The organism is Flaviflexus huanghaiensis (genome assembly GCF_014118685.1).
GTDB lineage: Bacteria > Actinomycetota > Actinomycetes > Actinomycetales > Actinomycetaceae > Flaviflexus > Flaviflexus huanghaiensis.
In genome coordinates, this window is sequence record NZ_JACFAK010000002.1 from 109,935 (window position 1) to 121,024 (window position 11,090).

General features: G+C 61.9%; 12 protein-coding genes. 8 read left to right on the plus strand and 4 right to left on the minus strand.

Going from position 1 to position 11,090, the window contains the following annotated elements; all coding sequences use genetic code 11:
* The first annotated feature begins 417 nt into the window (after positions 1-417).
* Entirely contained in the window at positions 418-2,031 is a 1,614-nt protein-coding gene (gene abc-f, locus H7E91_RS02190; protein ID WP_182353443.1) for a ribosomal protection-like ABC-F family protein, read from the plus strand.
* On the opposite strand, the gene H7E91_RS02195 is transcribed toward abc-f, so the two are convergent.
* Together H7E91_RS02195 and H7E91_RS02200 are read right to left on the minus strand one after the other, a co-directional pair.
* Positions 2,004-2,921, minus strand: coding sequence for an SURF1 family protein (locus H7E91_RS02195; protein WP_182353444.1), 918 nt, complete (start codon positions 2,919-2,921; stop codon positions 2,004-2,006). The genes abc-f and H7E91_RS02195 overlap by 28 nt on opposite strands.
* The gene (locus tag H7E91_RS02200; protein WP_182353445.1) at positions 2,921-3,235 is read right to left on the minus strand and encodes a DUF3099 domain-containing protein; all 315 of its coding nucleotides are present in this window, start codon (positions 3,233-3,235) and stop codon (positions 2,921-2,923) included. The genes H7E91_RS02195 and H7E91_RS02200 overlap by 1 nt, the downstream gene beginning before the upstream one ends.
* Before the next feature lie 114 nt (positions 3,236-3,349).
* On the opposite strand from H7E91_RS02200, the gene H7E91_RS02205 reads away from it, so the two are divergent.
* On the plus strand, positions 3,350-3,802 hold the full coding sequence (locus tag H7E91_RS02205; protein ID WP_182353446.1) for a SixA phosphatase family protein: 453 nt from the start codon (positions 3,350-3,352) through the stop codon (positions 3,800-3,802).
* A gap of 99 nt (positions 3,803-3,901) precedes the next feature.
* On the opposite strand, the gene serB is transcribed toward H7E91_RS02205, so the two are convergent.
* Positions 3,902-4,804, minus strand: coding sequence for a phosphoserine phosphatase SerB (gene serB, locus H7E91_RS02210; RefSeq protein WP_338401704.1), 903 nt, complete (start codon positions 4,802-4,804; stop codon positions 3,902-3,904).
* Positions 4,801-6,045 (minus strand): glucose-1-phosphate adenylyltransferase, encoded by a 1,245-nt coding sequence (glgC, locus tag H7E91_RS02215; RefSeq protein ID WP_182353447.1) that lies wholly within the window; start codon positions 6,043-6,045, stop codon positions 4,801-4,803. Before glgC ends, serB begins: the two co-directional genes overlap by 4 nt.
* A 108-nt stretch (positions 6,046-6,153) precedes the next feature.
* Between glgC and glgA the strand changes: the two genes are divergently transcribed.
* From glgA to H7E91_RS02245, 6 genes are all read left to right on the plus strand, one after another.
* Complete coding sequence (gene glgA / locus H7E91_RS02220) at positions 6,154-7,377, plus strand: glycogen synthase (RefSeq protein ID WP_182353448.1); 1,224 nt, start codon at positions 6,154-6,156, stop codon at positions 7,375-7,377.
* Between the two features lie 10 nt (positions 7,378-7,387).
* Positions 7,388-8,176, plus strand: a complete 789-nt coding sequence (locus tag H7E91_RS02225) for an ABC transporter ATP-binding protein (protein WP_182353449.1) — start codon at positions 7,388-7,390, stop codon at positions 8,174-8,176.
* 43 nt (positions 8,177-8,219) lie between these two features.
* A complete protein-coding gene (locus tag H7E91_RS02230; protein ID WP_182353450.1) occupies positions 8,220-8,642 on the plus strand; it encodes an NfeD family protein in 423 nt (140 codons plus the stop codon).
* Positions 8,643-8,646: 4 nt separating this feature from the next.
* The gene (locus H7E91_RS02235; protein WP_182353451.1) at positions 8,647-9,789 is read left to right on the plus strand and encodes an SPFH domain-containing protein; all 1,143 of its coding nucleotides are present in this window, start codon (positions 8,647-8,649) and stop codon (positions 9,787-9,789) included.
* Positions 9,790-9,858: 69 nt separating this feature from the next.
* Positions 9,859-10,710: a TrmH family RNA methyltransferase gene (locus tag H7E91_RS02240; protein ID WP_182353452.1), complete on the plus strand. Its 852-nt coding sequence runs from the start codon at positions 9,859-9,861 to the stop codon at positions 10,708-10,710.
* Positions 10,711-10,763: 53 nt separating this feature from the next.
* A complete protein-coding gene (locus H7E91_RS02245) occupies positions 10,764-11,036 on the plus strand; it encodes a helix-turn-helix domain-containing protein (protein WP_182353453.1) in 273 nt (90 codons plus the stop codon).
* The last annotated feature ends 54 nt before the right edge of the window (positions 11,037-11,090 follow it).

The following is an 11,090-nucleotide window of genomic DNA, read 5'->3' on the forward strand; positions in this document are numbered from 1 at the left end:
GTCACCAACACGACCGATGCCGTGCCGTGGTCATCGCGCCCAGCCGACGATGTGCGGCCCTGCCTTCTCCGAGCGAGCACGATGTCAATGCCTCGCTCGAAGTGGCGCTGGCGTTGGGACCTTTCCGCAGTCGCACTGTCAGCGATCGGTTTGGATTGGCGCTAGCCGGCGATTCGAACGCGACCTTCACTAGTTGCGGCCTTGCGCTCGATCGCCACGGCTATCGGATCACGACACGCGGCGGTGCTGTTCGCCGAGGCGCATGAAGTCACGGCCGACGCGGCCCCTAGATTGGCACGGTTGCGATGGTCGGGGAACCATGGCGTCACCGGGTGCGCCTCATGCGTTGCGGTGGGCGTCAGCCGTCGAGTGCAAGGCCACGTGCCCGAGAGGTAGAGCCGCGGGTAGACTGTTTCGGTGATCAACGGCCAGAACGTCTCCATGCGCATCGGCACCCGCGAACTTCTACGGGATGCGAACTTCCGCATCGATAAGGGCATGCGGATCGGCCTCGTCGGCCGTAACGGTGCTGGGAAGACAACACTGACCCGCCTACTCGCGGGGGAGGGCGTGACCTCTGATGTCATCGAACATTCGGGGCAGATCACGCGCTCTGGCGAGACCGGGTACCTTCCGCAGGACCCCCGCACGGGTGATCTCTCGGTGCTCGCCCGCGACCGCGTGTTGTCTGCTCGTGGTATCGACGACACGATACGCCGGATCCGCAAGGCCGAAATCGAGATGGGAACATCGACCGGTGCGAGGCAGCAGAAGGCGATGGAGCGCTACGTTCGACTCGACGCCGAATTCACCGCGGCGGGCGGATGGGCGGCAAACTCGCAGGCCGCGACGATCATGGATGCCCTCGGTTTACCCTCCCGCGTTATCGAGCAGCCCCTCGAGACCCTATCCGGTGGTCAACGCCGGCGAGTTGAGCTTGCCCGTATCCTTTTTTCGCAGGCCGACACGCTCCTCCTTGATGAGCCGACGAACCATCTTGATCACGATTCGATCGTGTGGCTACGTGACTACCTGCGCTCATATTCGGGCGGCTTTGTCGTCATTTCTCACTCGGTTGACCTGCTCGAGGACACGGTCAACACGGTCTGGCACCTCGACGCGAACAGGGCCGTTCTCGATGTGTATTCGATGGGGTGGAAGAGCTACCTCACCCAGCGTGAGACTGATGAGAAGCGACGTCGGCGTGAGCGCGCGAACGCTGAGAAGAAGGCATCCTCACTCATGGCGCAGGCAGACAAGATGAGGGCAAAAGCGACGAAAGCCGTCGCGGCTCAAAACATGGCGCGCCGTGCCCAGCGAATGCTGGAAGGGCTGGAGGATGTCCGTACCGCGGACCGGGTCGCGAACCTGCGGTTCCCGGATCCGGCTCCCTGCGGGAAGACACCACTGACGGGGCACGATCTCTCGAAGACGTATGGGTCGCTCGAAGTGTTCACCGGTGTCGACCTCGCAATCGATCGCGGCTCTAAAGTTGTCATCCTTGGCCTCAACGGCGCGGGTAAGACGACTTTGCTGCGAATTCTCGCGAGCATCGAGCAGCCCGACACGGGCGTCGTCCATCCCGGCCATGGGCTGAAGATCGGGTATTACGCACAGGAGCACGAGACAATCAACACGGACTGGACCGTGTACGAGAACATGCGGCGAGCGGCGCCCGACCTGGACGACACGAACGTCCGCAACGTTCTCGGGTCCTTTCTCTTCTCCGGAGATGATGCAGACAAACCGGCGGGAGTATTATCCGGCGGTGAGAAGACGCGCCTAGCGCTTGCCACCCTTGTCGTCTCGGCCGCGAACGTGCTCCTGCTCGACGAACCGACGAACAACCTTGACCCGGCCTCCCGTGAAGAGATCCTCCGTGCCCTGCGTTCATACGAGGGGGCAGTCGTTCTCGTCAGCCACGACGAAGGCGCTGTCGAGGCGCTCAACCCGGAGCGGGTACTCCTGCTTCCAGACGGAGATGAGGACCTGTGGTCCGATGACTATTTGGAGCTGATCGCGCTCGCCTGATCGAGGATGTCATCCTCGACATCTTCATCCGTCGGCCGGGACCTGCGAGACGTCTGTTTCTTCTTGACAAGTCCCAGATCGAGCTTCTCCTCATCGGAGAGGTCGAGGCTCCGAAGGTCGACTCCGTCGACGACCCACGCATTATCCTCCGCCTCGCGGCGGGCGAGGATCGGAACCACCGCAAGGGCCGCGACCGCGAAGAATCGCCACTCCCACGTGTATGCCAGGTGGCTACCGAGCGACGTTGACGGCTTCGGGTAGGGACGAGGCGCCCCGTCAACATCACCTCCGGGCTGATCCTCGACCATGACGAACCGACCGGCAAACACCTCCGGTAGGCCAGCGGTCACCTCAGTGGGAATCCCGGCGAGCACCTGCCCCGGGTTGAGGGTGTAGATGTAGCCTTCGGGCGGATCGCGGTCGAACGCATCCTCTGGTGGCCTCATGCGGGCGTCGATCGTCACAACCCCTGACGGCGGCTCGGGCACGTATCCTTCGTTTTCGCCGTCACCTTCGGCCTGATCCTGGTAGACCCAGCCGCGGTCGACAATGACAGTGAGGGGATCGCCGTTCTGTTCGGTTGTCATAAGCGCGATGACGTGGAGAGCTGGCAAGCTGTTAACCGATCTCCCTCGCAGGAGCACCTGGGAGCCCTCGACGAACTCGCCGGTCAGCTCCGTCAGCTGCCACTCATCGTTGCTATCGGTGATGTCATCGAGGCTGACGGCGGCGTTGTCCCACGTGTTCGTCAGCTGTTCTGCGGCCGCCACTTTTTCTTCATAGCGGCCGTACTGCCATTCCCCGAGCATGACGCTGACCGCCGAGGCAATGATCATGAGGACGATGAGCCCGATCCAGCGCGGCTGAGCAAGGAATGAATATGCCCCCATCAGCGCAGGAACTCTCCCTCGCCGAGGGTAGGGCCCTCGTAGCGTTCGATGGCGCCGTGTTGCTCGACCCTGATGGGAGCAGGGCCCTTCTCGCGGCCAGCGTTAGCGACGAGAACGGCGACGGCAGGGATGATAACCGCGAAAATGCCGAAGACGATTTTCAGTGGCCACGAGGGGACGATGATGACGAGGATGAAGAAGATGGTGCGGACAATCATGGAGAATAGATAGCGCTGACTCCGGCCCTTAATGTCTTCGTCAAGGGCACGCCGCACCGACGTCACGGAGATGATCTTCGCAGCCCTTTTGCGCATGCACCAAGATTACGCCACCGTGTCCGAATCGCCAGAGCGTCTACTCCCCAATCAGCTGCCGGCGCACGAGAGCCGCCGACCCGGGGGACAGGACCACCCCGCTAGAATGATGGCATGCGACTCGTACTCATGCGCCATGCGGAAGCCGCCGACGGTTCATCTGACTTCACCAGACCGCTGACGGAAGCCGGCCGCCGCCAGGCGCGCGAGCGTGGTAGCCAGCTCGCGGACTACGGCTTTCAGCTGGCCCTGGTATCGGATGCGGCGCGGGCGAGGGAGACGTTTGAGAACCTCCGCATAACCGTTCCAGAGGTGACCTTTGACAAGGAGATCTACTTCGGCTCGCACGAGACGATCATCGACATGATGCGGGGGTTACCCGAATCGACACATGACGTCCTCATCATCGGCCATGAGCCGACGATCTCCCACACGGCTGCGATACTCGGATCGTCGTCACCGCGGGTTCACGAGGTCCGTGTCGGCGTGCCGACGGCGACCGCTATCATCCTTGAACTCGACGGCTGGTCGGGCCCCGGCGACATCGTCGACGTCCTCCGATCCTGACGGTACCGGGCTCTGAGGGGTGTGATGAGGCTCAATCACACCTCGTGTGCACCTACCCGACACCATAACTTCCTGCGCGCTTCTCACCGCGGAGAATGGTCACGCCCACCCGAGGAGGGCACCTACAGCGTCGAGCCGGTTAAAGGAGACGGTCGTATCGGCCTGCTCGCGGACGACAGGTTTCGCTTGGAATGCAACTCCGAGACCAGCGATGGCGAGCATGGCAAGGTCGTTGGCGCCGTCGCCCACGCAGACAGTGCGCTCAAGAGGTACCCCGAGCTCCTTTGCCCATGCCGTGACCTGATGGGCCTTCGCCTCACGGCCGACGATAGGGCCGATGGTGCGCCCCGTGAGGACGTCGCCGTCAACCTCGAGTTCGTTGGCGATCCACCGGTCGATGCCGACGCTCGTGGCGAGCGGATCGAGTATCTTCGTGAACCCGCCTGAAACGAGACAGAAGGCAGAACCATTCGCACGAGCAAGTGCGACGAGACGCTCAGCACCCGGTGTCATCTCAATGTCCCCGGCAACATCGTCAATGACAGAGACGGGTAGCCCTCTGAGGGTGGCGACGCGCTCTTGCAACGATTCCGCGAAGTCTAGCTCGCCTCTCATGGCGCGGTCGGTGATCGCGGCAACCTCTTCTTCACGGCCCGCATGCCTGGCGAGCAGTTCGATGACCTCGGCGGTAATGAAGGTCGAGTCGACGTCGGTGACAACGAGTGCTGGACCGTCCTCGGCCAGAGGACCCCAGGTGAGGGCAGCATCAATGAGAAGGGCTGTGGCTGGAGAGATAAGCTCGTTTCGCCAGCCGTCGAAAGAGCCGGTCACCGTGCCCGTGAGCGTGGCCGCGAAGAAGCCCTCGACAGGTAGCTCCGTGAACGTGAGGTCCGCCGCACGTGCCGAGAGGTAGTCGTGGGCATGCTGAACGTAAGCGGGAGACAGAGGTCTGGGGGACACGAGTCCGAGCCGGACCGTGCCCCCCACAGCTGGAATAATCACTTCTTGACGATAGCGTTCTTCGGGACGACGACGATACCGCCTTCCGACACGTGGAAGCCGCGGGCGCGGTCCTCGTCCGGGTCGATACCGAGCTGGGCCCCCTCCTCAACGCGCACGTTCTTGTCGAGGATGGCGTTCGCGACAGTCGCGTTACGGCCAATCCACACGTTGTCGAAGAGGATCGAGCTACGCACCGACGACCACGAATTCACGCGGACGTGAGGGGACAGAACCGAACGGATGACTTCACCGCCAGAGACGATAACCCCGGGGGAGACGAGCGAATCGAGGGCGTGGCCGAGGCGCTCGTGGTGGCCGTAGACGAACTTGGCAGGCGGCAGGCCCGTGTAACCCGTGTAGAGCGGCCACTTGTCGTTGTAGAGGTTGAACACGGGCGAAACCGAGATAAGGTCCATGTTCGAGTCATAGAAGGCATCGACGGTGCCGACGTCGCGCCAGTAGTCGCGGTCCTTCTCGGTCGAACCAGCGACGTCGTTGTACGTGAAGTCGTAGAGACCAGCGCGGCCATCGTCAACGAACATGGGGACGATAGAACCACCCATGTCGTGGGACGAATCATCGTCCTCTGCGTCCTGCTGAATAACGTCGAGAAGGGCTTCGGTATCGAACACGTAGTTGCCCATCGATGCGAGCACTTCGTTCGGCGAATCTTTGAGTCCGACAGCATCTGTCGGCTTCTCGAGGAACGCCCGCATCTTCACCGGGTTGTCCGGGTCGGCGTCGATGACACCAAACTGGTCGGCAAGCTCGAGTGGCTGGCGGATGCCGGCGACAGTCATCGGGAAACCGGAGTCGATGTGAGACTCGACCATCTGGGAGAAATCCATGCGGAAGATGTTGTCGGCACCGAGCACGATGACAATATCCGGTTTCTCATCCTCGATCGTGTGAAGCGACTGGTAAACGGCGTCGGCGGAACCGAGGAACCAGTTCTTGCCCATGCGCTGCTGGGCGGGAACTGGCGCGACATAGTTGCCGAGCAGGTTCGACATGCGCCACGTCTTTGTGATGTGCCTGTCGAGGGAGTGGGATTTGTACTGGGTCAGCACAACGATCTTCAGATAGCCGGAGTTGACGAGGTTCGACAGCGCGAAGTCGATGAGGCGGTAGATACCGCCGAAGGGGACAGCCGGCTTGGCGCGGTCTGCCGTGAGCGGCATGAGGCGCTTGCCTTCCCCACCGGCGAGGACGATGGCGAGGACGCGGGGATTAGATCTCATGACACTGACTATACCTAATGCGTGATCGGGACCACCGAGTCTTGGGAAAACTGGAAAGGAAGGCGGGTACGATTGGATGAGACTGACAGGGACCAGAAAGGCGTTTCCATGAGGGTTGATCTGCTGACACGTGAATATCCACCGAACATCTATGGCGGCGCGGGCGTTCATGTCGCCGAACTCTCCAAAGTTCTCGCCGCCCATGCCAATGTGCGCGTCCACGCCTTCGACGGACCTCGGGACCCCGATGTTGTCGATGACGTGACCGTCTATGGCTACGACTACCTCGATGGTCTCGAGGGCAATGATGCGATCCGCACCTTTGGGGTCGATCTGCAGATGGTGAGCGGTGCCGAGGGCGCCGACATTGTCCACTCTCATACCTGGTACGCAAACCTCGGCGGTCACCTAGCTGGCCTCCTTCACAACATCCCGCATGTTGTCTCCGCCCATTCTCTTGAGCCCCTGCGGCCGTGGAAGCGGGAGCAGCTCGGCGGCGGGTACGAGCTATCCTCCTTCGCGGAACGCACCGCATACGAGGGAGCGGCTGGCATCATCGCCGTCTCTCGCGCCATGCGGGACGACATCCTCCGCAGCTATCCGAACGTCGATCCGGATCGTGTTGAGGTCATCCACAACGGCATTGATCTCGATGGGTGGAAGCGCCCTGACGATCTCGAGGAAGCCGAAGAATACTTCCGCTCCTATGGGCTTGATCCGGCGCGTCCGACAATCATCTTTGTCGGCCGGATCACCCGTCAGAAGGGGCTCCCCCATTTCCTCCGTGCTGTCGCCCAGCTACCGGACGAAATCCAGGTCATCCTCTGCGCTGGCCGCCCCGATACCGAGGAGATCGCTGAGGAGGTCAAGGGCCTCGTGACAGACCTCCAGAAGAAGAGGGACGGCATCGTGTGGATCGACGAGCACCTGCCGCGAGAGAAACTCATCGCGCTCCAGGTCATGTCGACGACGTTCGTGACGCCGTCAATCTACGAACCTCTCGGGATCGTCAACCTTGAGGCCATGGCCTGCGGACTGCCCGTCGTTGGTTCCGATACCGGTGGCATTCCGGATTGCATCGTCCACGGCGAAACCGGTCTGCTTGTCCCCATCGACCAGCTCGATGATGGCACCGGCACTCCGAAGGACCCTGACAAGTTCGAGGCCGATCTCGCATCAGCCCTTGCCGAGGTGTGCTCTGATCCAGAGCGGGCGAAGCAAATGGGAATTGCCGGCCGCACGCGGGTTGAAGAGCAGTTCTCCTGGGAGACGATCGCGGAAAAGACGATCGACTTCTACACCCGCGTTATTGACCGTTTCCATAGGAGCTAAGCTCTACAGCATGGGAGATGTTCTACAGCTTAAGCAGGTGACCGTGCGGCGCGGGGGTCGCCACATCGTTGATCACGTCGACTGGTCGGTTGACGAAGGAGAGCGATGGGTGATCCTCGGGCCGAATGGCGCGGGTAAGACATCCCTTATTCAACTGGCCGCTGCGCGACTCTTCCCCACCCAGGGCGAGGTGGAGGTTCTTGGCACGAAGGTAGGCAAAGCGAACGCGGCTGAACTCCATCCCCTCATCGGACTCACGTCATCGGCTCTCGACGCTCGGATCCCCGGATCTGAGCGCATCCACGATGTCGTGCGTACAGGTGCTTACGGCGTCACCGCCCACTGGAGGGAGGCCTACGACGAAGAGGATGACCGCCGCGCCCGGCAGTTGCTCGCATCACTCGGTGTCGCCCACCTGGCTGACCGGACGTTCGCGTCGATCTCCTCGGGGGAGAAGAAGCGTGTTGGCGTCGCCCGCGCCCTTATGCCCGACCCGGAACTCCTCCTTCTCGACGAGCCTGCTTCCGGTCTTGATCTCGGCGGTCGCGAGGAGCTGCTCGACGCGCTGACGACACTGGCTCACGATGATTCCGCGCCGTCAATGATTCTCGTCACCCACCATGTCGAGGAGATTCCGGCAGGTTTCACCCACGCGATACTCATGCAGGAAGGCAGGGCTCTCTACGCGGGACCTGTCGACGAGGTCCTGACGAGCGAGCGTCTCAGCGAATGCTTCGGAGTGAACCTTGACGTTGAGAAGAACGGCGACCGCTATGCGGCACGCGCTCACGTCGACTGACGGTTTGGCCCGTATACTGATCGCCTAACGGTAGGGAGAGACCATGACCTGGATGACGTGGCTCATCATCGCAATCGTGCTCGGCATCATCGAGATGCTGACGATCGAATTCACCTTCCTCATGTTTGCTGGTGGTGCTCTCGCAGCTGCCATTGCGGGTGGGTTTACCGACAACGCGGTCCTTCAGATCGTTGTCTTCGCGCTCGTTTCCGTCATCCTTCTCTTTACGGTCCGCCCGTGGGCGCGGAGAATGATCGACCAGACGTCCCCTGAGAACAGAACAAATGTCGATTCCCTGCCCGGGCAGGTTGCCGAGGCTCTCACTGACGTGACCGCGCGAGGTGGACGGGTCAAACTCGATGGGGAGGTTTGGTCAGCGCGCACGTATGGCGCCCCCATTCCCGAGGGGTCCATCGTTGTCGTATCAAGAATAGATGGTGCCCACGCCATCGTGGAACTGAGGTAACACCATGTCAGATCTCGAACCCGGCCAAATCATCCTCTGGATACTCCTTCTCGTTGTTATTGTCTTTGTCGGGGCCGCGCTGTTCCGTTCGGTCCGGATCGTCTCCCAGGGTGAGGCGCAGATTGTCGAACGACTCGGCAAATACCACCGGACCCTGACACCCGGTATGCACTTCCTTGTTCCTTTCATCGACCAGATCCGCCAACGGGTCGACCTTCGCGAACAGGTCGTGCCATTTCCTCCTCAGCCCGTTATCACCTCGGACAACATCGTCGTCAACATCGACACCGTCATCTACTACCAGGTGACCGGCCCGGAGTCCGCGACGTACGAGATCGCGAACCCCATGGCTGGCATTGAGCAACTTGCCGTGACGACGCTGAGGAACATCATTGGCTCCATGGACATGGAGCAGGCGCTGACAGGACGCGATCAGATCAACGGCCAGCTTCGCGGGGTCCTCGATGAGGCGACCGGCCGCTGGGGGATCCGCGTCAACCGAGTCGAGCTCAAAGCGATCGACCCGCCAGCGACTGTCCAGTCCGCGATGGAACAGCAGATGAAGGCGGAGCGTGACCGCCGCGCCGCTATCCTCACCGCGGAGGGCATCAAGCAGTCGGCGATCCTCACAGCCGAAGGTGAAAAGCAGTCGGCGATCCTTCGCGCTGAAGGCGACGCACAGTCGACGATTCTCAAGGCACAGGGCGACTCGCGCGCGATCCTCCAGGTGTTCGACGCGATTCACCGCGGTAATGCTGATCCGAAGCTTCTCGCATACGAGTACATCCAGATGCTGCCGAAGATCGCCGAGTCGCAGTCGTCGAAGATGTGGATTATCCCGACAGAGCTCACTGAGGCACTCAACTCGGTCACCGCTGGTTTCGGCGGCAAGCCGGGAGGCCCGACGGTCTCGACGGATGACGACGAGCGCCCCATCGTCGACTTCGGTGAGGATGCGGACGACGTCGCGGCCGCACTGCGCGACACGTCCTTGCCGGACATTGATGACGCTCTAGCCGCCGCGAAGGGCGAGGCTGCGAAGGCGACCGATGAGGCCTCGGAGGCTGGCGAGCAGTCTGGCCGTCGCCCGCGCAGGACCGACCTCTCGGGTCAAGAACCTAACCGCCCCATCCGTGACGAGGAGTGAGTCCGGCACGTCCTCAAAATGTAGGAGTGTGCCGGTTCTTGCAATCGAACGTCCCCGTCGAAGGATGAGATGTACGTCGAATTGACGGCGGCCGATGAGCGGCTTGCCGACTACACGTCGCTGACCGATGTGGCGTTGCGCAAGAAGCTAGAGACCGAGCGCGGGCTCTACATGGCCGAGTCGACGAACGTCATCATGCGTGCCGTTCAGGCGGGCCACCGGCCCCGGTCCTTCCTCACGTCACCGAAGTGGTTGGATGCGCTGTCGCCATGGGTGGAGCTTGCATGTGGCGCCCCCGACGGTGGGCAGACGCCCGTCTATCTCGCTGAGGAGGACGTCCTCGAGCAGGTGACGGGTTTCCACCTCCACAGGGGTGCGATGGCGGCGATGAACCGACCCGAGCTCGCTGATCCGTTCGACCTTGTGAGGGACGCCCGCCTCATCGCCGTCATTGAGGATATCGTCGACCACACGAATGTTGGTGCGATCCTCAGGTCGTGTGCGGCTCTCGGCGTTGACTGCGTTCTTGTAACGCCGCGCTGTGCGGACCCGCTGTATCGGCGCTCCGTCAGGGTCTCGATGGGCACCGTGTTTCAGGTCCCGTGGACGCGGGTGAGCCCGTGGCCTGGCGCGATCACGTCGCTACGGGAGCAGGGCTGGGAGGTGGCGGCGATGGCGCTGTCCGATGACTCGGTGAGCCTGCCCGACTACTGTGCCGGGCTCGACACCACGTCACGCGTCGCGCTCCTGTTCGGAACCGAAGGCGAAGGACTTACTTGGCGTGCGATTGACAAGTCAAGCGTGACCGTTCGAATCCCGATGGCGGGCGGGGTCGATTCCCTTAACGTCGCGGCGGCTTCAGCTGTTGCGGTCTACGCGGTCGCGCAGACGCTCCACGCCGATACGGCAAAGGTCACATAGACGGCTGGTTATATCCAGTTGCTCGTCCCGCTGTCCCGTGGTGGGTTAGATGAATGAAGAAATCCTCTGTCCCTTACCCGGCTTTCATCCAGGCATTGGGGCAGACATGTATTCGCTACCGGAGCGATGTGGGGCTCAGCCAGCGAGCGTTCGCACACGAGATCGGTATAGACCCAAGCACATACCAGGTTGTCGAAGCGGGCCGAACCTTTAAGGGCGAGTTGGCGAACCCAACGACGAAGACTCTTGTCGCCATCGCCGATGGCTTCGGACTGCCCCTTGTCGACCTGGTCGACGAGGCGTGGGAGCTCGCCGAAACTCTCTGAGTACCACTCTCCCGATATGCCCCCTCATGCGCAGGGGGCATTCTCTATGCCCTC

Bases quoted from the DNA above. Each gene is read 5' to 3' on its own strand.
- H7E91_RS02195 (WP_182353444.1), bottom strand. From the start codon at position 2,921: ATGGGGGCATATTCATTCCTTGCTCAGCCGCGCTGGATCGGGCTCATC.
- H7E91_RS02200 (WP_182353445.1), bottom strand. From the start codon at position 3,235: ATGCGCAAAAGGGCTGCGAAGATCATCTCCGTGACGTCGGTGCGGCGT.
- H7E91_RS02205 (WP_182353446.1), top strand. From the start codon at position 3,350: ATGCGACTCGTACTCATGCGCCATGCGGAAGCCGCCGACGGTTCATCT.
- glgC (WP_182353447.1), bottom strand. From the start codon at position 6,045: ATGAGATCTAATCCCCGCGTCCTCGCCATCGTCCTCGCCGGTGGGGAA.
- glgA (WP_182353448.1), top strand. From the start codon at position 6,154: ATGAGGGTTGATCTGCTGACACGTGAATATCCACCGAACATCTATGGC.
- H7E91_RS02225 (WP_182353449.1), top strand. From the start codon at position 7,388: ATGGGAGATGTTCTACAGCTTAAGCAGGTGACCGTGCGGCGCGGGGGT.
- H7E91_RS02230 (WP_182353450.1), top strand. From the start codon at position 8,220: ATGACCTGGATGACGTGGCTCATCATCGCAATCGTGCTCGGCATCATC.
- H7E91_RS02235 (WP_182353451.1), top strand. From the start codon at position 8,647: ATGTCAGATCTCGAACCCGGCCAAATCATCCTCTGGATACTCCTTCTC.
- H7E91_RS02240 (WP_182353452.1), top strand. From the start codon at position 9,859: ATGTACGTCGAATTGACGGCGGCCGATGAGCGGCTTGCCGACTACACG.
- H7E91_RS02245 (WP_182353453.1), top strand. From the start codon at position 10,764: ATGAAGAAATCCTCTGTCCCTTACCCGGCTTTCATCCAGGCATTGGGG.